At 66.7% G+C, this 25,360-nt stretch carries 22 protein-coding genes; 10 read left to right on the top strand and 12 right to left on the bottom strand.

What is annotated here, in order from left to right; all coding sequences use genetic code 11:
• Positions 1-12: 12 nt before the first annotated feature.
• The gene (locus tag MF609_RS14845; RefSeq protein WP_242417063.1) at positions 13-2,385 is read left to right on the top strand and encodes a TonB-dependent receptor; all 2,373 of its coding nucleotides are present in this window, start codon (positions 13-15) and stop codon (positions 2,383-2,385) included.
• 269 nt (positions 2,386-2,654) lie between these two features.
• On the opposite strand, the gene MF609_RS14840 is transcribed toward MF609_RS14845, so the two are convergent.
• Positions 2,655-3,602, bottom strand: coding sequence for a LysR family transcriptional regulator (locus MF609_RS14840; RefSeq protein WP_242417062.1), 948 nt, complete (start codon positions 3,600-3,602; stop codon positions 2,655-2,657).
• A 113-nt stretch (positions 3,603-3,715) separates the two neighbouring features.
• Between MF609_RS14840 and MF609_RS14835 the strand changes: the two genes are divergently transcribed.
• Genes MF609_RS14835 through MF609_RS14825 form a run of 3 tightly spaced genes read left to right on the top strand, consistent with a single transcriptional unit; the run spans position 3,716 to position 6,356 of the window.
• Positions 3,716-4,819 carry an aromatic ring-hydroxylating oxygenase subunit alpha gene (locus MF609_RS14835; protein ID WP_242417061.1) on the top strand — a complete coding sequence of 368 codons (1,104 nt, stop codon included), beginning with the start codon at positions 3,716-3,718 and terminating at the stop codon, positions 4,817-4,819.
• Entirely contained in the window at positions 4,816-6,048 is a 1,233-nt protein-coding gene (locus tag MF609_RS14830; RefSeq protein ID WP_242417060.1) for an NAD(P)/FAD-dependent oxidoreductase, read from the top strand. Before MF609_RS14835 ends, MF609_RS14830 begins: the two co-directional genes overlap by 4 nt.
• Positions 6,048-6,356, top strand: coding sequence for a 2Fe-2S iron-sulfur cluster-binding protein (locus MF609_RS14825; RefSeq protein WP_242417059.1), 309 nt, complete (start codon positions 6,048-6,050; stop codon positions 6,354-6,356). The genes MF609_RS14830 and MF609_RS14825 overlap by 1 nt, the downstream gene beginning before the upstream one ends.
• A 4-nt stretch (positions 6,357-6,360) precedes the next feature.
• Here MF609_RS14825 and MF609_RS14820 read toward each other — a convergent pair whose 3' ends face one another.
• The 4 genes from MF609_RS14820 to MF609_RS14805 all read right to left on the bottom strand — a co-directional run bounded on the left by MF609_RS14820 (position 6,361) and on the right by MF609_RS14805 (position 12,756).
• Positions 6,361-6,813, bottom strand: coding sequence for a MarR family winged helix-turn-helix transcriptional regulator (locus MF609_RS14820; RefSeq protein WP_242417058.1), 453 nt, complete (start codon positions 6,811-6,813; stop codon positions 6,361-6,363).
• A 57-nt stretch (positions 6,814-6,870) separates the two neighbouring features.
• On the bottom strand, positions 6,871-8,133 hold the full coding sequence (locus tag MF609_RS14815; RefSeq protein WP_419723102.1) for an MFS transporter: 1,263 nt from the start codon (positions 8,131-8,133) through the stop codon (positions 6,871-6,873).
• Positions 8,134-8,335: 202 nt separating this feature from the next.
• Positions 8,336-9,895: a family 43 glycosylhydrolase gene (locus MF609_RS14810; protein ID WP_242417092.1), complete on the bottom strand. Its 1,560-nt coding sequence runs from the start codon at positions 9,893-9,895 to the stop codon at positions 8,336-8,338.
• A gap of 23 nt (positions 9,896-9,918) precedes the next feature.
• Entirely contained in the window at positions 9,919-12,756 is a 2,838-nt protein-coding gene (locus tag MF609_RS14805) for a TonB-dependent receptor (RefSeq protein WP_242417056.1), read from the bottom strand.
• A 234-nt stretch (positions 12,757-12,990) separates the two neighbouring features.
• On the opposite strand from MF609_RS14805, the gene MF609_RS14800 reads away from it, so the two are divergent.
• Positions 12,991-14,370 (top strand): pectate lyase family protein, encoded by a 1,380-nt coding sequence (locus MF609_RS14800; protein ID WP_242417055.1) that lies wholly within the window; start codon positions 12,991-12,993, stop codon positions 14,368-14,370.
• Positions 14,367-15,098, top strand: a complete 732-nt coding sequence (locus tag MF609_RS14795) for a ThuA domain-containing protein (RefSeq protein WP_242417054.1) — start codon at positions 14,367-14,369, stop codon at positions 15,096-15,098. Before MF609_RS14800 ends, MF609_RS14795 begins: the two co-directional genes overlap by 4 nt.
• 149 nt (positions 15,099-15,247) lie before the next feature.
• On the opposite strand, the gene MF609_RS14790 is transcribed toward MF609_RS14795, so the two are convergent.
• Both MF609_RS14790 and MF609_RS14785 read right to left on the bottom strand, forming a co-directional pair.
• On the bottom strand, positions 15,248-16,786 hold the full coding sequence (locus MF609_RS14790) for a carboxylesterase/lipase family protein (protein ID WP_242417053.1): 1,539 nt from the start codon (positions 16,784-16,786) through the stop codon (positions 15,248-15,250).
• Positions 16,787-16,984: 198 nt separating this feature from the next.
• Positions 16,985-18,022, bottom strand: a complete 1,038-nt coding sequence (locus tag MF609_RS14785; protein WP_242417052.1) for a LacI family DNA-binding transcriptional regulator — start codon at positions 18,020-18,022, stop codon at positions 16,985-16,987.
• A 118-nt stretch (positions 18,023-18,140) separates the two neighbouring features.
• On the opposite strand from MF609_RS14785, the gene MF609_RS14780 reads away from it, so the two are divergent.
• Together MF609_RS14780 and MF609_RS14775 are read left to right on the top strand one after the other, a co-directional pair.
• Positions 18,141-18,941, top strand: a complete 801-nt coding sequence (locus tag MF609_RS14780) for a 2-keto-4-pentenoate hydratase (protein WP_242417051.1) — start codon at positions 18,141-18,143, stop codon at positions 18,939-18,941.
• A 271-nt stretch (positions 18,942-19,212) separates the two neighbouring features.
• A complete protein-coding gene (locus MF609_RS14775; protein WP_242417050.1) occupies positions 19,213-20,496 on the top strand; it encodes an MFS transporter in 1,284 nt (427 codons plus the stop codon).
• A gap of 150 nt (positions 20,497-20,646) precedes the next feature.
• On the opposite strand, the gene MF609_RS14770 is transcribed toward MF609_RS14775, so the two are convergent.
• Entirely contained in the window at positions 20,647-21,045 is a 399-nt protein-coding gene (locus MF609_RS14770) for an EVE domain-containing protein (protein WP_242417049.1), read from the bottom strand.
• A gap of 153 nt (positions 21,046-21,198) precedes the next feature.
• On the opposite strand from MF609_RS14770, the gene MF609_RS14765 reads away from it, so the two are divergent.
• Both MF609_RS14765 and MF609_RS14760 read left to right on the top strand, forming a co-directional pair.
• On the top strand, positions 21,199-21,612 hold the full coding sequence (locus MF609_RS14765; protein WP_242417048.1) for a hypothetical protein: 414 nt from the start codon (positions 21,199-21,201) through the stop codon (positions 21,610-21,612).
• A gap of 75 nt (positions 21,613-21,687) precedes the next feature.
• Positions 21,688-21,978, top strand: a complete 291-nt coding sequence (locus MF609_RS14760) for a DUF3297 family protein (protein ID WP_242417047.1) — start codon at positions 21,688-21,690, stop codon at positions 21,976-21,978.
• A 7-nt stretch (positions 21,979-21,985) separates the two neighbouring features.
• On the opposite strand, the gene MF609_RS14755 is transcribed toward MF609_RS14760, so the two are convergent.
• The 4 genes from MF609_RS14755 to MF609_RS14740 are packed head-to-tail and all read right to left on the bottom strand — an operon-like array spanning position 21,986 to position 25,279.
• Positions 21,986-22,438 carry a hypothetical protein gene (locus tag MF609_RS14755; RefSeq protein ID WP_242417046.1) on the bottom strand — a complete coding sequence of 151 codons (453 nt, stop codon included), beginning with the start codon at positions 22,436-22,438 and terminating at the stop codon, positions 21,986-21,988.
• Positions 22,435-23,370 (bottom strand): oxygen-dependent tRNA uridine(34) hydroxylase TrhO, encoded by a 936-nt coding sequence (gene trhO, locus MF609_RS14750; protein WP_242417045.1) that lies wholly within the window; start codon positions 23,368-23,370, stop codon positions 22,435-22,437. Before trhO ends, MF609_RS14755 begins: the two co-directional genes overlap by 4 nt.
• A complete protein-coding gene (locus tag MF609_RS14745) occupies positions 23,370-24,182 on the bottom strand; it encodes a LytR/AlgR family response regulator transcription factor (protein ID WP_242417044.1) in 813 nt (270 codons plus the stop codon). Before MF609_RS14745 ends, trhO begins: the two co-directional genes overlap by 1 nt.
• Positions 24,179-25,279: a sensor histidine kinase gene (locus MF609_RS14740; RefSeq protein WP_242417043.1), complete on the bottom strand. Its 1,101-nt coding sequence runs from the start codon at positions 25,277-25,279 to the stop codon at positions 24,179-24,181. Before MF609_RS14740 ends, MF609_RS14745 begins: the two co-directional genes overlap by 4 nt.
• Positions 25,280-25,360: the final 81 nt, after the last annotated feature.

Here is a 25,360-nt window from a genome sequence, read left to right as displayed (position 1 = left end):
CGGGAGGATCCTATGCGTAAATGGACGTTGCTGCTGGCCGGAACCGCGTTGCTGCCTGCGACTGCCTGGGCACAGGATGCCGCGCCGCCGGCCGATCCCGTCACCGCCACCGCCGCCAGCGACGACGCCGCGGTGGGGGAGATCATCGTCACCGGGCAGAAGACGTCCGAACGCCTGTCGCGCGCGCCGATCGCGATCAGCGTCGTGTCGCAGGATTCGCTGACCCGGCAGGGCGTCGATTCGGCCTCGGCGCTGGCGACGACCGTGCCGAACCTGCAGCTGAGCGCCAACGGCTTTGCGGTGCGCGGCATCGGCAGCAACAACAGCTTCAGCGGCTATTCGACGGTCGCGACGCAGATCGATGGCATCTACGAACCCTCGGCACAGGCGCTGTCGTTCGGGCTGTATGACCTGGGCGCGGTGGAAGTGCTGCGCGGGCCGCAGGGCACCGTCTATGGCCGCAACGCGACGGCAGGCGTCGTCAACATCAACACCGCCGACCCGCGCAAGACGCGCGGCGTGACCGCCGACCTGCAGATCGGCCGCTTCAACGAAGTGCGCGCGCGGGCCGCGGTCGACCTGCCGGTCAGCGATGCGTGGCGGTTGCGCTTCGCCGCCTATCGCCAGGTCGATGACGGGGTGGACGATAATTTCGGCGCTCGGCACGGCTATGGGAAGACGGACCAGTCGGGCCTGCGCGTTACCTCGCTGCTCGATGTCGGGCCGGTGACGTGGCGGCTGTCGCTGAACTATGGCCGCAACGAGGGCACGGTCCCGGCCAGCTATCTGACCAGCATCAACACCTATCCGCAGGGCAACCTTGCCGCCGGGACTTTCGGCCCGCGGCAGGTGATCGAGACCGACGCGCTGAACGTCGGGCAGGCGCAGGTCCGCGACAACCGCATGGACCTCGAATATTATTCGGCCCGGTCGCGGCTGGCGTGGCAGGTCGCCGACGGGCTGTCGCTCACCTATCTGTCGGGCTACACGCTGCTGAAGAATGACGGCATCGACGCCGCGACCGGCGTATTCACGCAGGAATCGATCGACCGCCGCACCGAAAGCTGGTCGCATGAAGTCGACGTCAACTATGATCGCGGAATCCTGAACCTCGTGCTGGGCGGGTTCCTGTATCAGGATCGCCAGCCTTCGGGCACGCGGCTGCTCCATGCCGGCGACACCGCGCCCGCGCCGTTCAACACCGTCTACAACCTGATCGGCGCGAAGATCGCCGGGACCGGCACCGGCATCTCGACGATCAGCGGCGTCGATGTCGTCACCAGCTATCGCGGGCAGGGGACCAAGTCGCAGGCGGTGTTCGGGCAGGGGACGCTGGAAATCCTGCCCGGCCTCAAGCTGATCGGCGGCATCCGTTCGACCTGGGAACAGGTGAACGCCCGCAACATCGAACTGGTTTGCCCCGGCGACACGATCAACCGGCAGAACATTACGCCCACGACCTGCCCCGGCATCCCGTTCGTCTTCGCGCTGTCGAACGATACCAACCGGCCCGAGGCGAAGTTCGACAATATCAGCTGGAAGGTCGGCGCGAATTACGAGGTCAGCCCGACCACTTTGGTCTATGCGACGGTCAGCACCGGTTTCCGTGGCGGCGGGCTGGAGGCGAGCGGCAACGCGCCGCAGTTCCGGCAATATCGCCCGGAGACCGTGACGAACTATGAAGCGGGCGTGCGCACCACGTTGCTGGACGGCAAGCTGTATCTCAGCGCCACCGGCTTCAACATGGAGTATAAGGACCTGCAGGTGTCCAGCATCGTGCTGAACCCGCTGACCAACCAGGTATCGGCGGTCACTACCAACGCCGCCACGGCCCGGTTGCGCGGGATCGAACTGGAGGCGAGCCTGCGCCCGACGCCCAACGACCGGATCAGCGGCTATGTGTCGTACCTCGACGCGCGGATCAAATCCTTCCCGACCGCGTCGGACAATCTCAATTCGGCGAGCGGCAACTATAACGCGTTCGCCCCGGCGTTCGGCTTCCGGCCGTTGCCGTCGAACCTCAGCCTCGATGCGTCGGGCAACCGGCTGGCCAATGCGCCGGAGTGGAGCGGGCGGTTCAGCTATGCCCATACCTTTGACCTGGGCAGCGGCGGGCGGGTGATCCCCAGCGTCGATTTCTATGCCCAGTCGCATACCTATAGCGACGTGCAGAATTACGCGCAGAGCCGGCGCGACGCCTATACCAAGACCGACCTGAACCTGCGGTTCGAGGATGCCGACGACCGCTATTCGATCACGGCGTTCGTCAACAATGTCGAGGACAGCCGCGTGCCCAACACGCTGGTGACGGTGTGGAGTTCGACCACCGCGAACTATGATCCGCCGCGCACCTATGGCGTGCGGCTGGGCATGAATTTGCGGTGATGCGGAGGGCCGGGGCGGCAGGGTGCCGCTCCGGTCGGCTGTCCGATCCTACATCGCACCTTCACCGTGCCCGCGCATGGGCCTGCTTGGCAGGGCCGATCACAGGGTCGGTTCGCAAGACGATTGCCAGATTCCCTATCGTCACTCCCGCATAGGCGGGAGTCCATATGCGCCAGCGTCGCCCATCCAGCCGAAACGTTAGCGGTTATGGATTCCCGCCTGCGCGGGAATGACGAGAATCCCCGATCGTCCCCGACTATCGATCGGTCCTAGTTGTAATCGGCCCAAAAGACCGAGTCCGGTGCCTGCGTTGGATCGCGGCCGATGAAGCATTCGGCGACCAGCTTGCGCAGCCACGACACCGCCGGGTCGGTGTGCGAGCGCCGGTGCCAGAATTGGCGCAGCTCGACGCCGGGCACGGCGAAGGGCAGCGGCAGGAACTTCAGCCCCAGCAGCCGCGCATAGATGCGGCCCACCGCCTGCGGCACCACCGTCATCATGTCGGACCCGGCGACCAGCAGCGGCACGCTCATGAAATGCGGCGAATGCAGCGCGATGCGGCGCTCCAGGCCCAGTTCGCGGACGTGCCGTTCGAACCGTTCCTGGCTGCGCCCCTCCTGCGCCACGACGATATGGTCGGCGGCGAGGAACTGGTCGAGCGACAGCGTGTCGCCGATCGTCGGATGACTGCCGCGCACCAGACAGACGAAATGCTGCACGAACAGGGTCTGTTCGAACAGGCTGGCGGAACTGGCTTCGGTCAGGTGGCCGATGGCGAGGTCGATCGTGCCCTGCGCCATGCCGTCGATCAGCCGGGCGGGATCGGCCGCGACCGACCGTACCGTCACCCCCGGTGCCCGCTCCCGCAGTCGCGCCATCAGATCGGGCAGGAACACCAGGTCGCCCAGATCCGACAGGCTGATGGTGAAGCTGCGGTCGGAACGGGCGGGGTCGAACCGCCCGGCGGGCAGGATTTCGGACTGGATCGTCGCCAGCGTTCGCAGCACCGGTTCGCGCAATGATCCGGCCAAGGCGGTCGGTACCATCGCGCCGCCCTGTCGCACGAACAGCTCGTCGCCGAAATGTTCGCGCAGACGGCGCAGCGCGATGCTGACCCCCGGCTGGGTCAGGCCGAGCGACCGGGCCGCCGCCGATACGCTGCCGTGCGAAAACAGTGCGTCGAGAACACGAAGCAGGTTGAGGTCGAGCAGCTGCATATCCAAGGCTTATACCGGGTATAAGCATGATGTGCGATGCTTATGGCATGTCCGACTGATACGATCGCGTCATGGATCGAGAGCCGTCGCGAACGGCCGGACAGGAGCAGGACATGACCACCGACACGCTCATCGCCCCGCCGAAACCGCGTAGCAAAGCCGCCGAGACCCCGCGCGCCACCTGGCCGGTCAACGCATGGTATGTCGCGGCGACCGCCGCCGAAGTCACGGACAAGCCGCTGGCGCGCCAGATCACCGGGCGGCGCATGGTGTTCTTCCGACCCGAGAGCGGCGGCGTGGTCGCGCTGGAGGATTTCTGCCCGCATCGCGGCGCGCCGCTGTCGCTGGGCTTCGTGCGCGGCGACACGATCGTGTGCGGCTATCACGGGCTGGCGCTGAACTGCAAAGGGCGACCGGACAATATGCCGGGGCAGCAGGTCGGCAAGTTTCCCGCGGCGCGGAATTTCCCGGTGATCGAACGCTATGGCTTCGTCTGGGTGTGGCCGGGCGATCCCGAACAGGCGTCGGCGGACAAGCTGCATCCGCTCCCCTGGGCGGAAAGCACCGAGTGGGCCTATGGCGGGGGGCTGTTCCATATCGCGTGCGATTACCGGCTGATGATCGACAACCTGATGGACCTGACCCACGAAACCTATGTCCATGCGAGCAGCATCGGGCAGAAGGAGATCGACGAGGCGCCGGTCAAGACCGAGGTCACACCGGACGAAGTCGTCACCAGCCGGACGATGGACGGGGTGACCGCGCCGCCCTTCTGGCAGATGGCACTGCGGGGGGCGGGATTGCCCGAAGATGCCGTCGTCGACCGGTGGCAGAAGTGCCGCTTCAGCCTGCCGAGCCATGTGATGATCGAGGTCGGCGTCGCGTTGCAGGGCGAGGGCGGGTACGACGCGCCGGCGGACAGGAAGGCGGCGAGCATCGTCGTCGACTTCATCACGCCGGAGACGGAGACGTCGCACTGGTATTTCTGGGGCATGGCGCGGCAGTTCGCGGTCGATGACGCGGCGTTGACCGAAACGATCCGCGAAGGGCAGGGGAAGATCTTCTCGGAGGATCTCGACATGCTCGAACAGCAGCAGCGCAACCTGACGCAATTTCCCGACCGCAAGCTGCTGAAGCTGAACATCGATGCCGGCGGCGTACGGTCGCGGCTGATGATCGAGCGGGCGATCGCGCGCGAACAGGTCGAAGCCGAATGAGCGAGCGTCGGTTCGACGTGCTGATCGTCGGCGGTGGCCATGGCGGGGCGCAGGCGGCGATCGCGCTGCGGCAAAAGGGGTTTGCCGGCAGCATCGCGATCCTGGGCGACGAAGCCGATCCGCCCTATGAACGGCCGCCTTTGTCGAAGGAGTATCTGGCCGGGGACAAGGCGTTCGATCGCATCCTGATCCGTCCCGAAAGCTTCTGGATGGAACGGTCGGTCGAGCTGCTGCTGGGGCAGCGGGTCGTGCGGATCGATGCCGCGGCGCACCGGGTCGAAACCGATGGCGGCGCGGCATTCGGCTATGGCCAGATGATCTGGGCGACCGGGGGCAGCCCCCGCCGGCTGACGTGCGGCGGGCACGACCTGCCCGGTATCCATGGCGTCCGCACCCGCGCCGATGTCGATGCGATCATGGCCGAACTGGACGCCGTGACGCGGGTCTGCATCATCGGCGGCGGCTATATCGGGCTGGAAGCGGCGGCGGTGCTGACCAAGTTCGGCAAGCAGGTGACGCTGCTGGAGGCGCAGGACCGGGTATTGGCGCGGGTCGCCGGGGCGCCGCTGTCGGCCTTCTACGAAGCGGAGCATCGCGCGGCGGGCGTCGACCTGCGTACCGGGGTGACGGTCGAGTGCGTCGAGCGGGGCGATGCCGGTGGGCTGTCGGTGCGGACCGCCGATGGCGGCGCGGTCGCGTGCGGGATGGTGATCGTCGGCATCGGCATCGTGCCGGCGGTCGAACCGCTGCTGGCGGCGGGCGCGGCGGGCGGCAATGGGGTGGAGGTCGATGCTTGGTGTCGCACCACGCTGCCCGATATCTACGCCATCGGCGACTGCGCGGCGCAGGCGAACCGCTTTGCCGAGGATGCGGTTCTTCGCGTCGAAAGCGTGCAGAACGCCAACGATCAGGCGACGACCGTTGCGACGCTGATCGCGACCGGCGACGCGGCCCCGCATGGCGCGCTACCCTGGTTCTGGTCGAACCAATATGATCTGCGGTTGCAGACGGTCGGGCTGTCGATCGGCCATGACGATGCGGTGATCCGTGGCGACATGGCCGCGCGCGCCTTTTCGATCGTCTATCTGAAGCGGGGGCAGGTGATCGCGCTCGACTGCGTCAATGTAACGCGCGACTATGTGCAGGGGCGCAAGCTGGTCGAGCAGGGCGCATCGCCGCCGCGCGACCGGCTGGCGGATGCCACCGTGCCGCTCAAGGAGTTGTTGTGATGCCGATGCTGACGGTAACCACGCGCGACGGATCGGTGCGCGCCATCGACGCGCAGGTCGGCCTGTCGGTGATGGAGGCGATCCGCGATGGCGGGATCGACGAACTGCCGGCGATCTGCGGCGGATGCTGTTCGTGCGCGACCTGTCACGTCTATGTCGATGCCGGCGACCTGACCCGGTTGCCGCCGATGTCGATGGACGAGGACGACCTGCTCGACGGATCGCCCACGCGCACCGAACGGTCGCGCCTGTCGTGCCAGATCGCGGTGTTCGACGGGCTGCGCGTGGCGATCGCGCCGGAGGACTGAAGGGTCAGTCCGTCGTCACCGCCCGCTGTTCGATCCGTTCCAGCAGGTCGAGCAAAGTCGCCTTTTCGGCGGCGGTGAAGTCCGACAGCAATCGTTCCTCATGCGCCTCGATCCGGGCGACGCATTCGGCGAGCAGCTGCGTGCCGGCGTCCGACAAAGCGAGGGTGAAGGCACGGCGATCGGTCGGGTCGGTTTCGCGGACGATCAACCCGGCCTCGATCAACTCGTTGATCAGCGGCACCATATTGGCGCGCTTGATGCCCAGCAGGCGGCCGACCGTGCCCTGGTTGATCCCCGGATTGTCGGCGACGACCGCCAGGATGCCCATCGGGATCTGGCGGATGCCGGTGCCCTCCAGCGTCACGGCGAAATCGCTGGCAAAGACGGCGGAGGCGCGGCGCAGGCGATAGCCGACCAGCCGGCCGAGCGTCCTTGTATGGGGGTGCGGTTCGGTCATGGCGACGGGCAAGCCATGTTCCGCGAACCGCGTCAAATCCAAATCGCGGATCGGGCTTCAGCGCGGGGCTTCGCGCAGGGTGAGCAGCGCCGGGGCGACCGCCAGCGCGACGACCGCGATCATCGCGCCCGGCACCATCACCCATCCGGTCCATTCGAGCAGCCAGTGCGAGACGAGCGGGGTCAGCCCGCCGAAGATCGCGGTGGCCGCCGTCGCGCCCAGCGCCAGCCCGCTGAGCCGGCCCTCACCCGGCAGTTGCTCGGCAGTCGCGACCGCGCCGACCGCGCTCATCGCCCCGCCCAATGCCGCCAGCACCAGCGCGCCGATCAGCGCGGACGATCCCGCGCCCGCCATCCACGCGAACATCGTCATCGGCAGGATCGCGGCGGCGATGCAGATGGCGATCAGCACCGGCTTGCGCCCGACATGATCGGACAGCAGCCCGACCAGCGGCGTCACCGCGATCACCATCACGGCGGCGGCGGTCGCCAGCCACAGCGCCGCGCCTTCGCCCATCGCACCGGTACTGGTCAGGAACGAGGGGACATAGACGATGCCGACATAATAGGTGATCGACCCCAGCGCCGAAATCGCGAAGCCCCGCGCGATGGCGGCGCGGTGGTGGGTCAGCGCATGGCCGATCGGGTTCGCGGGCACCGACCCGTCGCGTTGCTGTCGCTCGAACTCGGGCGATTCCTGCAACGTCGATCGCGCGATGCCGATGGTCGCCGCCAGTGCGGCACCGAGGAAGAAGGGGATGCGCCAGCCCCACGCCTCCAGCTGTGCGGTGGGCAGCGCCGAGACGACCGCCGCCGAGATGCCGACCGCCAGCAATCCGCCGACTTCGCTGGCGGCCGAGGCCGAGGAGGTGACCAGCCCGCGCCGGTTCGGGCGCGCCCCTTCGTAGAGATAGGCGACGACCCCGGTATATTCGCCCCCGACCGAGAAGGCCATGACGCAGCGAAGCGCCAGCAACAGCCACCCCGCCGCCGGCCCGATCGCGGCGCGCGTCGGCAGCAGCGCGATGCCGAGCATGGCGAAGGTCATCAATGCCATCGACAGCAGCATCATCCGCCGCCGCCCGAACCGGTCGCCGACCTGCCCGAACGCCAGCGCACCCAGCGGCCGCATCAGATAGGACACCGCGAACCCGCCCAGCGTCACCGCCAGCGACGCCGCGCCCCCGCCATAGAATACCCGCGACAACAGCGTGGCGAGATAGAGGTAGAGGGTGAAGTCGTACCATTCGACGACCGTCGAAAAGGCCGCGATCCCCATCGACCGCCGCGAAATGCCGTGTCGCGTGCCGTCGTCGTGCATCGCCATTCCCTTCGAGGGCGGTGGTGGCCGGTTATCGGACGGGGGGCAAGCCGGTTCGGTAATGCGTACGGGGGCGGTGAGGGAATTTCGCCACGACCGTCATCCCAGCGAAGGCTGGGATCTCCCGGTGATAGCACGGGACAAGAGCCGGTTGAGACCCCAGCCTTCGCTGGGGTGACGCTTTTTTTGCGCCTCCTCTTCCCTACAGCGCCGTGAACCGGAAGTCGCGGAAGCGGGCGGTGCCGGCACCCGCCGAATACAGCCCCGGCCGCAGCATCAGGAAGCCGCCGCGGACATTGTGGTGATAGCCCGACACCTCCATCCCCCGGTCGAACCGCTGCCACGTCGTGCCGCCGTCGCCGCTGGTGTGGAAGGACACGATATGACGGTCGTTGGTGACGCGCATCCGCATCCGGCGGCCAAGTGGGTTCGCGGGCCGCCCGCGTTCGATGCCATATTGGTGGGTGACGAAACGCTGTTCGTCGAAGCCGAGGCCGCAATAGAGCCTGTCGTCGTAGAACAGGATCAGCCCGGCGGTGCCACCGGAGGCGATCTCGATATCGCATTCGAAGCGATAGCTTGTGTCGCCCGCGATCAGCAGCAGCGGCGCGCCGTCCGACGGTGCCTTGCCCCGCGCATCGAGCAGCAGCACGCCATCCTGCACCCTTGCCCGCGCGCGATCCTCCGGCGTGGGGCGGAAGAAGTTCCATTTGGTGCCGAGCGCCAGCGTCGTAAAATCATCGGACAGCGGCTGGCCGTGGCGCACCGCCTGTCCGCCGCGCGGCTTGGGCAGCGGGCGGGACAGGTCGCCGCCGGCCATGCGGAACCAGCCATCGGGAGTCCATTCGACCGGATCGAGCAACGCCTGTCGCCCCAGCGTCCAATAGCCGTTTTCATAGCCGTGGTAGACCGACCACCAGCTGCCGTCCGGCCCCTCGACCAACGTCGCATGGCCGCGCGACCACCATTTTTCGTCGCGCGAGGTCGTGCGGACGATCGGGTTGCCGGGATGATGCTCCCACGGCCCATGGATCGACCGCGAGCGGGCGGCGATCACCATATGGCCGGTGGGCGGCCCCGCCGTGCCGCCCACCGCCGTGACGAGGTAGAACCAGTCGCCGCGCCGCGTGACCTTCGGTCCTTCCGGGCTGAACCCTTCGACGTCCCAGCTGTCGGGATAGCGCCACGGGTCGTAGACATGCTCGACCTGCCCCATCGTCGACAGGCCGTCGTCGGACAGGCGAATGTGGTCGCCGCCCGACAGGAACAGCCAGCGCGACCCGTCCTCCCCCACCACATGGCCCGGATCGATATGATCATGCAGCTTCAGGTCGATCGGTTCGGACCATGGGCCATCGATGTGATCGGCCCAGATCACCCAGCTGGTCGTCGGGTTCTTGGTGGGCACGTAGAGATAGTAGCGCCCTTTATGCTTCGTCAGCTCGGGCGCCCAGACCGACCCGATATTGGTCCTGAGCGCCGCCGTGCGCGGGGTCCAGTTCACCAGATCGCGCGAATGCCAGATGACCAGCCCCGGATAGGAATCGAAGGTGGAGAAGGTCATGTAATAATCGCGACCATCCTTCAGGATCGTCGGATCGGGATGGTCGCCGGCCATCAGCGGATTGAGAAAGCGCCCGTCGCCCAGATCGGCGATCCGCTGGTTATCATAGCCGCGCCGGGGCGTGGGGGCGGCGACCGGAGCCGCCAGTCCCGTGGCGGGCAGCGCGGAGAGCGCGCCGCCCAGCGCCGCGCCCGCCATGACTCCGCGCCGCGAGAAGTCGCTCACATCTTGACCCGCGCACCGACCAGCAGCGTGCGACCGAAATGGTTGTTCTCGTAATTGCGGCGGGCATCGACGTCGACGATCCGGCGGCGATAGGCGTCGGTCAGGTTCGTCCCCTCCAGCGACAATTCGAGGAAGTCGGTCAGCTTGTAACGGATCGACGCATCGACGTTGGCGATCGAATCATAGCCTTCGAAGATATTGCCGGTGCCCGACCCGCCATCGACATACGGCCCGCGATAGGCGACCGAGGTCCGCGCGCTGAACTTCGCATCCTCGTAATAGAGCGTCGCGTTGAACTGCCGCTTCGACACATTGTACAGCGTTTCGGTGCGGGTCACGGTCGGCAGCGCACCGCCGGGCACCGTCGCGGGCGCTTGCTGCGTATAATCTGCTTCCGAGCGGACGAAGGTCGCGTTCACGATGCCGCCGAAATTGCGCAGTACGCCGGGCAGGAAGCGGAACGGTGCCTGCAACGCGATCTCGATCCCGTCGAGCGTCGCGCCCTTGCCGTTGGTCGTGGTGGCGATGGTCCAGATGTCCTGTCCCTGCAACGCCGGGTTCACCGCTGCCGGTGACGACGGCACGAGCACCGACGGCGACAGGCCGGTTTCGGTGAAGGTGCCGCTGCGCGTGACCGCCACCGGGAAGCTGGCGATATCCTTGCGGAACAGCGCGACCGAGAAGGCCGATTGCGGCGCGAAATACCATTCGGCTGCGAGGTCGTAATTGGTCGCGCGGAACGGTTCGAGGAACGGATTGCCGCTGGTCACGCGGAAGTTGAAGCCGTCGGCCGATCCGCCGGGCGTCAAATTGCCCAGCGACGGGCGGGTAATGACCTTGGCGATCGCGCCGCGCAGAATGATGTTGCTGGTCGGGTAGAGCGCAACGTTCATCGAGGGGAGCCAGTCCTCGTAATCGCGCTTCACCGTTACGTTGACGCCGCTGTTGATGCCATAGGACGACTGGTCGGTGCGGACATAGCGGATGCCGGCATTGGCGGCATATTCGAGGCCGAGGACCGTGCCCTTTGCATCGAATTGGAGATAGCCGCCCTTCGTCTCCTCCACCACGCCGCGATTATTGCCGACGTCGAGCGCGAGCGGGCGGTTGTACAGCCCGGTGAACTGCGTCGCGGCGTCGAGGTTCGGGACCAGCCACTGGGTGGTGGTGCCCGACGGGGCCTTCGCGCCCTTCAGCGTGAACAGCTCCGACAGCTGCGGCGTCGCCTGGAAGCCGTAGACGGCACTCGGGCCGAACGCGGTGCTGGCCGAACAGGTGATAGTGCCCAGCACGAGATCGCGCCCGCCATTGCCGCATACCGCCGTGTCGCGGGTGAAGGCGGTGATGTCGTAATCATAGCGCCGCCACATGCCGCCTACATGGACCTGGAATCCCTCGGCCACGTCCCATTCGGTCCGCAGCTGCGCGGTCTTGAACTGGTTGACGACGTCCGATGGACGGTCGCGGATTTCGGCCAGCTGGAAATTGGCCGGATCGGTGACGCTGGTGCCGAAGGCGAGCAGCGGTGAATTCTTGTCGCTGTAATCGTAGCGATAGCCCTGCGCATCGCGGTCGTCGAACACCAGGGTCGTTTCGACCGGCACGCTGGCGTCGGACTTGGAATAGCCGCCGAGTAGGGTGAAGCGGAACGTGTCGGTGACGTCCTGATCCCAGGTGCCGCCGATCTGGTAGAATTCGGTCTGCGACTGGCGGAAGAAATGCTCGGTGCGGACCCATGCGTCGTTCAGCGTCGCCGACACCATGTTGTTGTTCGAATCATAGGTCGGGTTCAGCACGTCGATCTGCCGCTCGTTCGAGCGCAGCAGGACTTCACCCCATTTCTCCCGCCGGTCGGCACGGAAGCGCGAATAGAGGCCGTCGATCGACACCTTGGTCGCATCGGTCGGCGACCATTGCACGCTGCCGGTAATGCCCAGGCGCTCGCGGCTGTGGGTCACTTCGCCATAGCGCGGGATGCGCGGGTGGAACGACAGCGCCGCCTTGTCGCACGCCGCGCTCGACACATAGGTGCCGCCGCGGTTCGGCGCGGTCCAGCAGCGCGTGCCGTCGACCGAATCGAAGCGCGCCTGTGCCCAGCGGACGGTGTTGTTGCCGATCTCCTTGGTGACCGTGTCTTGGTACGCGACCGACACCGACGCGCCCAAGGTGCCATCGGGCGACTTCCACCCGATCAGCCCGGCAAAGCGCGGGCCGACCGTCTTCGACAGGTCGTTGTAATTGGCGACCGCGGAGGCGGCGACGGTCACGCCGGTCTTGCCGGCCAGCGGATTGCCGGTGTTCAGGTCGACGACCGCGCCCAGCGACCCTTCGTCCAGATCGGCCGAGGCGGTCTTGTGGACCACGATCGAGCTGAACAGTTCGGAGGCGAACACGTTGAAATCGAACGAGCGGTCGCGATTGGCCGAGGCACCGTCGCTCGACGTGGTGACCGTTTCCAGCCCGTTGACGCGGACGCGGGTGAATTGCGCGCCGAGGCCCCGGACGGTGATCGCGCGGCCCTCGCCGCCGTCGCGCTGAATCGCGATGCCGGGAATGCGCTGCAACGATTCGGCGAGATTCTGGTCGGGGAACTTCGCGATATCCTCCGCCACGATCGCATCGACCGCGCCGACCGAGGTACGCTTCACGTTCAACGCGGCGTTCAGCGACGCGCGAAAGCCGGTGACGACGATCTCGCCCTCGGCATCCTCGGCGGTCTGCACCGGATCGGCGGGGGCGGGTGCATCCTGTGCGTGGGCAGCGCCGGCAACGGCGATCAGCGACGTCGCGGCGAGCAGCGCGCGGACGATATGGCGGTCGGTGCGAAGTTTCATGGCAATCCCTCTCCCTGCGCGATGACACCGGGGGCATTTCGTCACCCCGCCGGCCATCCAGCCTGTCGGCGGCACGGGTCCCGGTTCGGCCCGTACCTCCGTCGATCCTCCCCGCAATGGGATGAGCCACCGCAGGAATCCGGTTTTGCCGTTTTCGGCTTGAGAAACCGGTGTCAACGCGACATTGTGCCGTCACGACGAAGCTGTCAAGAAGCGCTCGGAGAGGAAATCGATATGAACCGACGGATCGCCCTGGCCCTGTGTGGCCTGCTGCCGTTCGCAATGACCGCGCCGGTCGCGTCCGCGCAAAATGTCGCGGCCTCTTCGGGGGTTAGCGCGTTTCCGGGGGCGCAGGGCTGGGCGGCGGTGACGCCCGGCGGGCGCGGCGGGCGCATCCTGCGCGTCACGACACTGGCCGCCGACGGCCCCGGATCGTTCAAGGAAGCGCTGGAAACGAAAGGCCCGCGCATCATCGTGTTCGAGGTCGGCGGGGTCATCGATCTGGGCCGCTCGACGCTGACCATCACCGAACCCTATCTGACGATCGCCGGACAGACCGCGCCGTCGCCGGGCATCACGCTGATCCGCGGCGGGATCGACATTCGCGCGCATGACGTGATCGTCCGGCACCTGCGCGTGCGGCCCGGCCTCGACGGACAGCCCAAGCGGTCGGGATGGGAGGTCGATGCGATGAACACCGTGTCGGCGCACAACGTCATCGTCGACCATTGCACGATGAGCTGGGCGCTGGACGAAAATCTCTCCGCCTCCGGCCCGCGCTTCGCCGGCACGACGCCCGACGACTGGCGGCGCGGAACCAGCCACGACATCACCTTCAGCTACAATCTGCTGTCGGAGGGGCTGGCGGACGCGAGCCATCCCAAGGGCGAGCATAGCAAGGGGTCGCTGATCCACGACAACGCCACCAACGTGCTGATCTGGCGCAACATCTATGCCCATAATGTCGAGCGCAGCCCGCTGCTGAAAGGCGGGGTGCAGGCGGCGGTGGTCAACAACCTGATCTACGATCCCGGCACGCGCGCGGTGCATTACAACCTGATGGCGCTGGAATGGGCCGGGCACGAATATCAGGAGGGCAAGCTGTCGGCGGTCGGCAACGTCATGCGCGCCGGGCCGTCGACCGATGCGAACCTGCCGTTCCTGATGCTCGGCGGCGATGGCGACCTGCGCTATCACGGGCGCGATAACGTCGCGGTCGACAAGCATGGCAATCCGCTGCCGATGTTCGGACGTTATGGGTTCACGCGGGCGAAGCTGATCGAGGCGAAGACCCCGCCGGTCTGGCCGACCGGGCTGCCCGTGCTGCCGGCGCAGGATGTCGAGACGCATGTGCTGGCGAATGCCGGTGCGCGGCCATGGGACCGCGATGCCGACGATATCCGCGTGCTGTTCTTCGTCGCCGAGGGGCGCGGAAAGATCATCGACGACGAACGCCAGGTCAGCGAATATCCCCATCCGGTGCCGACCACGGCACCGTTCGTCGAGGGGGAGTGGGATCTGGTGACGATGGAACCGAAATCGGGACGCTACCCGGGGCAGAAGGGGCCGATCCAGGAATCGCTGTCGGCGCGGGACCGGGCGATGCGGCAATGATCGCGCGGCTGGTCGCCACGCTGCTGGCGTTGCTGTTGGCGGTGCCGGGCATGGCCGCGCCGCGCGTGCTGCTGTTCCACCGTGCGACCGGGTTCGTGCATGATTCGATCCCGACCGCGGTGGTCGCGCTGACTAGGATCGTGCGCGAGCGTGGCATGGAGCCGGTCGCCAGCGACGATCCGGCTGTGTTCGACCAGCCGCTGGCCTATGCCGCGATCGTGCTGGTATCGACCACCACCGATCCCAAACGGCCCGAGACCGAATGGTTCGTCGGCCCGCGCCGGGACGCGCTGCAGCGCTATGTCGAGGGGGGCGGCGGGATCGTCGCCATCCATGCCGCCGCCGATTCGCATTACGACTGGCCCTGGTATGGGCGGATGATCGGCGGGCGGTTCGCACAGCATCCGCCGGGCACGCCGGAGGCGGATGTGACGCGTACCCCGCACCGGCACCCGGCAACCGATGGCCTGCCCGACCATTTTCGCATTGCCGACGAATGGTATGGCTTTGGCGATCTGTCGACCGATCTCGATCATCTGCTGACCTTCGATCCGCAGTCGATCGGGGCGAAGGACGTGAACCCGAAGCCGCTGGCGTGGGCGCATCGGGTGGGGAAGGGGCGGGTATTCTATACCGGGCTTGGCCATCGCAAGGAGAGCTGGGCCGACGCGCGGGTGCTCGCCCATGTCGGCGGGGCGCTGGACTGGGCGACCAAGCGACGGCGGTGAGGGTTAATCGGGCTGATTCTGTCGCCTCAGAACGTCACCCCAGCGAAGGCTGGGGTCTCCCGCGGCTCCTGCTGCGCGCCATCATCGGGAGATCCCAGCCTTCGCTGGGATGACGTTAGGGTCAGGCGCGCGTGGACGGTCCCTGCCTCTCACGTCCCCGGCTGGATATAGGGGAAGCGGGCGAAGAGTTCGCGTTCCCAGCGGCGGGGATCGTCTACCAAGCGGCTGGTCGTGTCGAACACCATCGTTTCGCGGCGGGGCAGGCTGTGGCGCGGCCAGTCGCGGCCCGGATGACCGTTGCGGGCGAGCGAGCCGAAGGCGGCCATCATCCGCGCCGACAGCGCGCGGGCGGCGGGGCCGGTGCCGCTCATCGATCCGGCGGCATCTAGCGTGCCGAACACGAGGGGAATGTCGTCGGTATGCGCCGCGCGGCCGCCGGGCCGGACGGGCGAGCTGTAATCGAGCTGATAGACCCAGGCTGGCACGCCGGCGGCGGCGCGGGCCTCCGCCTCGATCACCTGCCCCGGCCAGCTGCGCCCGGCGGTGGTCGCGCGGTAGAGGATGTCGGCCGGCGTCATCGCCGGGAACTCCGCGCGATATTGCGCCACGACCCATTCGGGGTGCGCGTCGACGCGCAGCTGCGGTGCCATCCGCTCGGCGAGATTGGCCCAGTTCAGGTCGGGTTGCGGCGCGATGAAAGCGCGGGTTTCCTCGCGCGTATTGCCCAATATCAAGGGGATGTTCCGCCCCAGCGGATGAGCATCGGGCCAGAAGGGGTGGCGTTGCAGCGAGCGCATGTCCAGCACCGGCCCCATATAGACCCCGCCGCCCAATATCGGGTCCTCGGCCGACAGCGCGTCGATCAGGCGGGCGACGGGCAGGGTCGCGGCCTCGGCCGGGCTGGCCTTCAGCCGGGTCAGGAACGCCTGTGCGCGGCGGGTGGCGTTCAGCGGGCCGGAGGCGGTGACCTGCTGGCCGCTCATCGTCGCGGCGGCGTGGAACAGGCCTTGCGCGGCGGGCATGGCCATCAGCGTCGCGATCTTCGCCCCGCCGCCCGACTGGCCGAACAGCATGACGCGCGAGGGATCGCCGCCGAAGTGCGCGATGTTGGTGCGTATCCACTGTAGCGCGAGCAGTTGATCGCGTTGTCCAACATTGCCGCTGTCGGGAAAGCGCGGGTCGAGCCGGGCGAGATAGAGATAGCCGAGCGCGTTCAGCCGGTGGTTGACCGTCACCACCACGGCATCGCCGCCCGCCGCCAGATGGTGGCCGTACACCAGCGGATCGACCACCGTGCCGTTCATGTACGCGCCGCCGTGGAAGTACACCATGACCGGGCGGTTGCCGCCGCGCCGGGCGTCGGGGGTCCAGACGTTGAGGAACAGGCAATCCTCGTTCTGGTTGTCGATGTTGGCACGTTGCGGACAGGAGGCGGCGAATGCGGTCGCGGCCAGCGTGTCGCGGACCGGCGCAGGGGCCGTAACCGGTTGGAATCGATGGCGGGTGGGGTCGATGCCGTAGCGGATGCCCCGAAAGACCTGCACGCCAGCTTCGGTCGTTCCGCGCCAGCGTCCGGCGGGGGCGGTCACGACCGGGTCGGCGGTGCGGGGCGTGGCGCGGGCCGGGTGGACCAGCGCCAGCGCGGCGGCACCGGCGATCACGTTGCGGCGGCCGATCGGTAGGGTCATCACATCCTCCCCGTGCCAATGCCCCGTTTGTCCTGAGTAGCCGTATAGCTAGTCGAAAGGGCGTATCGAAGGCCCGTCGCGGCAGGTGCTTCGATACGGGTCTTCGGCAAGCTCAGCCCCTACTCAGCGTGAACGGGTGTGGGCGGAAACTTCGTCGTTATCCCGGCAAGGGTAATCGGTGTCATCCGCGGCCGCAAGTCATCCCTGCGGCTTGGCGACCGAGGCGCGGCGGATCAGGGTGGAGACGAACAGCGTCTCTTCCTCGGCCGGGGCGTCGGCGTCGGGTTCGTCGTCGTCCTCGCCGATCAGCTTCAGCGCGGCGGCGCGGGCCATGGTCGCGATCGGCCAGCGGACGGTGGTGAGCGGCGGCCAGAGATGCGACGCGATCGAGGTATCGTCGAACCCGACGATCGACAGGTGTTCCGGCACGTCCAGCCCGCGCTGCCGGGCGATATGCAGCGCGCCCGCCGCCATTTCGTCGTTGGACGAAAAGATCGCGGTCGGGCGCGGCGACAGGTCGAGCAGCCGTTCGGCGGCGCGCATCCCCGATTCGAAGGTATAGTCGCCCTGCGCGATCCAGGTGCGCTGCACGCCCAGACCGGCGGCCTCCATCGCCTCTTCATAGCCCTGTTGCCGTTCGAAGGCCGAGCGGAAGCCGTGCGGGCCGGCGATCATGCAGATGCGGCGATGGCCGGCGGCGAACAGGTGATCGATCGCGCCGCGCACCGCTTCCCGGTCGTTCGACGATACCATGTGGCCGGGACCGTCGAAGGCCGCAGACCCCATTCGGACATAGCGGCAGCCGATCTGGGCACAGAGCGCGGCCAGTGCGTCGTTTTCCGAAATCGGCGGCAACAGCATGACGCCATAGGGCCGTTGCCGTTCGAGGAAGCGGCGGATTTCGTCGCGCATGTCGGGCGCGCCGCGGTCGACCGGATGGACCAGCAGTTCGAATTCGGTGTCGCGCAACACCTCCAGCAACCCCTGCTGCACGCGCAACACCATCTGCGCATTGGGATTGTCGTGGATCAGCGCGATCAGGAAGTTGCGCCGCAATGCCAGCGCGCGCGCCTGCGGGTTGGGAATGTAACCGAGTTCGGCGATGACCGCCTGCACCTTGTCCCGCGTCTCCGCGTTCAGCAGCGGCGACTGGTTGATGACCCGGCTGACCGTCTTCTTGGACACGCCGGCCAGGCGGGCGACATCGTTGATCGTCGGTTGGCCGGTCTTCTTCATGGATATTGGATAGCTTGGCCCGCGCGATCCGCCAATGTCCCGGACGGACGATTTGGCCGGCTTGCTTGTGACACCGGTTTCCATTACGCCATGGCCGATAGATGGGAGAGGTTGGGGCATGGGTAATCGCGATCGGATCGCACAGGCGTTCGTGACGGCGCGGCGGCAGGCGGCGGGCCTGTCGCCCTATCCGGGCGATGCGCCGACGACGCTGGCCGACGCCTATGCGATCCAGGACCGCGCGATCGCAATCGACGGGCGCACGGTCGCCGGATGGAAGGTCGGACGGATCAACGCGCCGCTCGACGGCGTGCTGGGTGCCAACCGGCTGGCCGGACCGATCTTTTCCGATCAGATCGTCGGTAGCGACGTGCAGGACATGGCCGTGATCGCCGATGGCTTCGCTGCGGCGGAGGCGGAATATTGCGTGCGGATCGGCCGCGCGCCCGAACCCGGCCGCACCGGCCTGTCGCTGGACGAGGCGTTGGCGCTGGTCGATGCGGTGCATGTCGGCGTGGAGATCGCCAGTTCGCCCTATGCTGGGATCAACGCCGACGGGCCGCTGGTGACGATCAGCGATTATGGCAATAATTTCGGGCTGTTGATCGGCGACGAAGTGCCCGGCTGGCGCGAGTTGGGGTTTCTCGACTGGCCGGTCGAATCGCGGATCGACGAAGCGGTGGTCGGCAGTGCAACGGCGCGCACGATGCTGGACGGGCCGATCGGCGCGGTCGCGTTTCTGGTCGACTGCCTCGCCGAACGTGGCGTCGCGGTGACGCCCGGCACCTGGGTTTCGTCCGGCGCGGTGACCGGCGTGCATCAGATCGGGCCGGGCCAGCGGTTCGAGGCGGATTTCGGGGTGCTGCACGTCGCGTGCGGGATCGTGGCGGCATCGGGGGCGCAGGTCGATGCTGCCTGATCGGCACGCGCCCGCGATCCTGTGACAGACGGTGGGCGCGGCGTGCCTTGGCATACATGGTCGTACCCCGGCGGAGGCCGGGGTCCAGTTGGGAAGGCCTTCCGGCAAGGCACAGGCGTCCCCCAACTGGGCCCCGGCCTTCGCCGGGGTACGAAATGGCGGTGAGGGATGATGGCGATCGGATGGTCGCCATCTCCCGCCCCAAACCAATAACGCGGAATCGACCCCATCAGACGGGCCGATCCGCAGAGGATGCAAGCGGAGGCGTGGAATGACGGAGCAGGTTGACGGCATCGAACGCGCGGTGGCCCGCGCGGGTCGCTATCGCTGGGGGATCGTCGCGCTGTTGTTCATGGCGACGGTCATCAACTATGTCGACCGGCAGATGATCGGGGTGCTGAAACCGACCCTGTCGAAGGATCTCGGCTGGAGCGAGACCGACTTCGCCAACGTCATCTTCTTTTTCCAGATGGCCTATGCGATCGGCTATATCGGGTTCGGGCGGATCGTCGATGTGATCGGCGCGCGCATGGGCTATGCCGTCGCCTTCGTCATCTGGCAGGTCGCGCATATCGCCCATGGTGGCGCGTACAGCGTGACGCAGTTCGCCATGGCGCGGTTCGGCCTGGGGCTGGGCGAGGCGGGCAACTTCCCCGCCGGGATCAAGGCGGTGACCGAATGGTTTCCGGCCAAGGAACGCGCCTTCGCCATCGGCGTGTTCAACGCCGGCGCGAATGTCGGCGCGATCATCACGCCGCTGGCGGTGCCGATGCTGACCGTCGCCTATGGCTGGCGCATGGCGTTCGTCGTGACCGGGGTGGTCAGTCTGGTGTGGCTGGTCGCGTGGCTCGCCTTCTATCGCTCGCCTGCCGATCACAAGAAATTGTCGGCGGGCGAGCGCGCGTGGATCGAGCAGGACCCGGCCGATCCGGTGCAGCCGATCGCTTGGGCGAAGTTAGTCACGAAGCGCGAGACCTGGGCCTATGCGCTCGGCAAGTTCTGCATCGACCCGATCTGGTGGTTCTTCCTGTTCTGGCTGCCGGGCTATCTGGGCGACCGGTACGACCTCGACCTGTTGAGCTTCGGGCCGCCTTTGGTCGCGATCTACCTGTTGTCCGATCTGGGCAGCGTGGCGGGCGGATGGCTGTCGTCGCGGCTGATCGCCAGCGGGCGGAGCGTCAATTTCGCGCGCAAGGCGACGATGTTCGTCTGCGCGGTCGCGGTGCTGCCGGTGTTGTTCGCCCAGTCGATCGACAATTTGTGGGTCGCGGTGCTGGTAATCGGGATCGCGACCGCAGCGCACCAGGCGTTTTCGGCGAACCTCTATACGCTGCCCTCCGACCTGTTCCCGCGTGCGGCGGTGGGGTCGGTGGTCGGCATCGGCGGGACGGTCGGCGCGGTCGGCGGGATGCTGATGGCGAAATATGCCGGTTACGTGCTGGACGGCATCGGCAGCTATGCGCCGTTGTTCTTCGTTGCCGGGTCGGCCTATTTCGTCGCGTTGCTGCTGGTGCATGTGCTGTCGCCACGGCTGGCGCGGGTGGAGGGGGCGTAGACTTTTCTCCATTCCGTTCGGTTCGAGCAGCTTCGAGCGTAGTCGAGAAGCGATAGTCGAGAACGGGTTGCCATACGCGGGGAGTTCTCGACGGACGCTTCTCGACAGGCTCGAAGCTGCTCGAACCAAACGGGGTGTGTGAGGGGGGCGCTATTCCCCCGCCAGCTGCATCAGCACCGCCCATTCCCAGTCCGTCACCGGCGACACCGACAGCCGCGACTGGCGCAGCATCGCCATCTCCTGCAGCGCATCCTCGGCCTTCATCGCCTTGAGCGGCACCGCACGGGGCAGGGCATGGTCCGGTTCGACGCGGACCGACACCCAGCCTTCGTCGCCGTCCGGCCGCGCCGTGCGGGCGATACGGGCGACGCCGACCGCCGCCTTGTCCTTGCCCGAATGGTAGAATAGCGCGCGGTCGCCGAGCGCCATCGCGCGCAGATGCCCAGCGGCGGCATGGTTGCGCACGCCGTCCCATTCGGTGCCGCCGTCGCGGACCAGATCGTCCCAGCCATAGCTGTCGGGTTCGGACTTCAGCAGCCAGTTCGCCATGGTTAACCCTTTCATAAACCGCCGGTGAATGCTCGGTTCCGCGTGCGTTCAGTCGTGCGGGCGTAGGGCGTCGATCATCGGCGCAGATGCGTCGACGTGACAAGACGGTAGTTCGGGGCCGACATGGCCCCCACGCATGTTGAGGAGATTGGCATGAAGACCTTGCTGACCAAGGCGGGCCTGGGGCTGTCGCTGGCTGCGACGGCGCTGACCGCCGCCGCGCCGGCCGATGCGCAGTGGCGCCGCGGCTATGGCTGGGACCGCGGCTATGACCGTGGCTGGCACCGCGGGCGCGACAATGGCGGTACGGCGGTCGTCGCCGGCATCGCCGGCCTCGCCATCGGTGCGGCGCTCGCATCGAGCGCGAACGACCGGCGCTATCGCGATCGCTATTATCGCGACCGGGGCTATGCCTATAATTACGACGATCGCTTCTATCGTCAGCGCGGCTATTATCCGAACGACGGCTATTACGCCTATCGCTATAACGATTATCAGCGGTGCTGGATCGAGCGGCGCTACGATCCCTATTACGACCAGACGGTGCGCGTCCGGGTCTGTAACTGATGCGGCGGGGCGGGGGAGCGATCCTCCGCCCTTTCCGCTTGGCGGCGGGGGCATTTTGCGGCATGGGCCGCGCCCATGACTGATACGCCCCCCGATCGCCTCTCGATCAATCCGCGCAGCCCGCATTTCAACCAGCCCGTGCTGGAGCGCGGCATCGGCATTCGCTTCAAGGGCGCCGAGCGCAACGATGTCGAGGAATATTCGATCTCCGAAGGCTGGATCCGCGTCGGCCTTGGCAAGAAGGTCGACCGCAAGGGCCAGCCGCTGACGATCAAGCTGTCCGGCCCGGTCGAGGCCTATTTCCAGACGCCGGCCAAGGGCGCGGATGCGCCGGCGGACGAAGTGAAGGGCGACGAGGCGGAGTAAGGGCCGCTCAGAGCCATGGCGGATGGGTGTAGCGCCCGTCCGCCGGGTCGTAGCGCAGGATGGCGTAGTCCGGCCGATTCTCGTGGATCAGCGTCACCGGCCGATGGAGCAGGTCGCCCAGCCATCCCAGCAAGCCGATGATCGCGGTATCGTGATCGGTGTCGGGCGGATTGATTGTGAAGTCTGCTTCGTTCGAGCCGTATAAGCGCCAATCCACTTCCGTGCCGCGCCAATCGAACAGCACGCTCCGGCTCAATGCGGGTGCGTCTGTGAAGATCGGACCGACGCTGGGCGGCATTGCCGCTTCGCTTCCAGCACGCAGATAGGTCGGTGCAGGGTCGTGTCGGCGTAGCGCGCGCCAGAGCCGCTGCCAGTCCTCTAAGCTTGCGGCATCGACAACGATGTGCCGCACCGAACCGTCCGGGGTCAACTGCTCCCGCAGCCAAGCCCGGTCGATCATTCGCCGTCCCGTTCCATCCGCTTGCCGACATGTTGCTCGCCGCGCTTGGCGGCCAGCGTTACCTGCCGGTGCCGTTCCGCCTTGGCCGCCAGCGTCGCCGCGTCGCGGGTGCCGGCGCAGGCGGGGCATTGGACGCCTTCCTCGAACAGCGGCGAGGTGCGGTCCTGCGGGCTGACCGGCATTCGGCAGCCGCGGCACAGGGCGTGGGTGCCTTGCGCGAGGCCGTGGCCGACGGCGACGCGTTCGTCGAAGACGAAGCATTCGCCCTCCCACGTACTGGCCTGCTCGGGCACTTCCTCCAGATATTTCAGGATGCCGCCGTCGAGGTGATAGACCGCCTCGACGCCTTCGCCTTTCAGGAAGGCGGTCGATTTTTCGCAGCGTATGCCGCCGGTGCAGAACATCGCGACCTTGCGTTTGCCGGCCAGCAAGGTGTCGCGGTTGGCGCGGAACCAGTCGGGGAAGTCGCGGAAGCTGTCGGTCTGCGGATCGACCGCGCCGGCGAAGGTGCCGACCTTCACCTCATAGGCATTGCGGGTGTCGATGACGACCGTGTCCGGGTCGGCGATCAGCGCGTTCCAGTCGGCGGGCGCGACATAGGTGCCGACGATGCGGTTCGGATCGGTGCCGGGCACGCCCATCGTCACGATCTCGCGCTTCACCCGCACCTTCAGCCGGTGGAACGGCATCGTCGCGGCGTGGCTGAACTTCGGCGCGAGGTCTTCGCAGCCAGGCAGGGCGCGGATCGCGGCAAGCGCGGTGTCGATCCCCGCCGCGCTGCCCGCGATGGTGCCGTTGACCCCCTCGGTCGCGATCAGCAGCGTGCCGCGAATGCCGGCACCCGCGAGCACCGTTTCCAAGGCGTCGCGGGTTTCCTGCGGGTCGGCGATGTCCGTGAAGCGGTACAGCGCCGCGACGGTAAATTCGGTCATCAGTGGACGAAGCGCGCCACCACGTCGCGATACGAGCGGCTGACCTTCACCTGCGAACCCGATTCGAGGATCAGGAAACATTCGCCGTTGGTGTGCGGCTTCACTTGCTTGACCAGGTCGAGATTGACGATGGTCGAGCGATGGACGCGCTGGAACCGGCGCGGGTCTAGCCGCTTTTCGAGATCCTTCATCGTTTCGCGCAGCACCAGCGAATTGTCGCCGGTGTTGATGACCATATAGTCGCCCGCCGCCTCGATCATCTCGATCGTGTCGACATCGACGCGGAAGATCTGGCCGCGATCCTTGATGTTGATGAGCTTTTCGAAGCGGTTCGCGCCGACCGCGTCGTCGGCGGTGCCGTCCGCCGCTTCCATTTCCGCTGCGGTGTCGGGCGCGACCTCGGCCAGCACTTCCTTCAGTTTTTCGACCTCGGCCTGTCCGCGCTTTTCGGTCAGGCGCTGGCGCACGCGGTCGAGCGTGTCGGCGAGGCGCGATTCCTCGACCGGCTTCATCAGGTAATCGACCGCCTGCGCCTCGAACGCGCGGATCGCGTGGTCGCTGTACGCGGTCACGAACACCACCAGCGGCGGTTCGACCTCCATCAGCCCCTGCACGACCGAAAAGCCGTCGAAGCCCGGCATCTGGATGTCGAGGAAGACGAGGTCGGGCTTGTGGGTCTTGATCGAACGGATCGCCTCGCGGCCGTTCTGGCATTTGTCGATGATCTCGACATCCTCATGTGCCTGCAACCGCAGTTCGAGGCCCTGAATCGCCAACGATTCGTCGTCGACAAGGATGGTACGGATGGTCATGCAGCCTCTTTGGTAACGTCTTGCGTCTGGTAGGGCAGTTCGATCTCGACCACGAACCCGCCGTCGTTGCCGCCGCGGGTTTCGAAACGATGGTCGGGGCCGTACGCCTGTGCCAGCCGGTCCCGGATATTCTGAATGCCGACACCGGTGGAAAGCGTCGGCCGCTTCGGTCCGTCGATCAAGCCGGGGCCGGTATCGGACACGGCGATCTGCACCCGATCCCCGGCCAGTCGAGCGGTGATCGCGATATCGGCGCCATCCTCTTGCGGCGTCACGGCATATTTGATCGCGTTTTCGACCAAAGGTTGCAGCAGCAGCGACGGCAGCCGCGCGTGCGCGACACGGCCGTCGATGTCGAAGCTGGTACGCAGGCGATCTTCGAACCGCATCTTTTCGATATCGAGATAGAGCTTCAGGGTTTCAACCTCCTGCTCCAGCGTGACATGCGCGGTCGGTTCGTTGGCCAGCGTATAGCGCAGGAACGACGACAGGCGGCTGAGCATCACATTCGCCTTCTCGGTCTGTTTCAGCAGGACGAGGGTCGAGATGGAATTGAGCGTATTGAACAGGAAATGCGGGTTCAGCTGATAGCGCAGCATGGCGAGCTGTGCCGAGGACGCCTGCATCTCCAGCATCCGCATCTCGTCCACCTGCTGTTCGACCACCAGGTAGAAGTTGATGCCGAAATAAAGCGCCGACCAGCCGGTCAGCACGGTGAAGTTGAGGAACAGCGTGCCCAGCACCAGCGACAGGCTGACATCGGGCGACACGTTGCGGATGAAGGTGAAGACGAAGGCGTCGATCAGCGAATAGGCGAAGGTCGCCGCCGACAGGGTGCACATCGTCAGGAAGATCGCCGGCACGCGCGGCAGCGAGCGGTAATAGCCGTACAGCACGCTCATCAGCAGCGTCAGGCAATAGCCGACGATCACCTCGACGATATTGCCCAGCACATTCTTCAGCGACGCGGCGCTGGCCACGGTCGAGACGGAGCGCAGCAGCAGATAGCCGGTCCATCCGGCCGCCTGCAGCAGCCAGAAGGCGCGGTTCTTCTGTTCGAAGAAGGGGCGCGAGAAAATGGCGGGCTTCGGCGTCATGCGCTCCGTCAGTCGTCTTGTGCCCCCGTGGGCGTCATAGCCGGGCGGGGGCGGGTTGGCAAAAATCGCCTTAGCGCAAGC

Source organism: Sphingomonas panni (genome assembly GCF_022664435.1).
GTDB lineage: Bacteria > Pseudomonadota > Alphaproteobacteria > Sphingomonadales > Sphingomonadaceae > Sphingomonas > Sphingomonas panni.
Note: the sequence above shows the minus strand (reverse complement) of the source record. Positions and strands in the feature narration are given on the sequence as shown.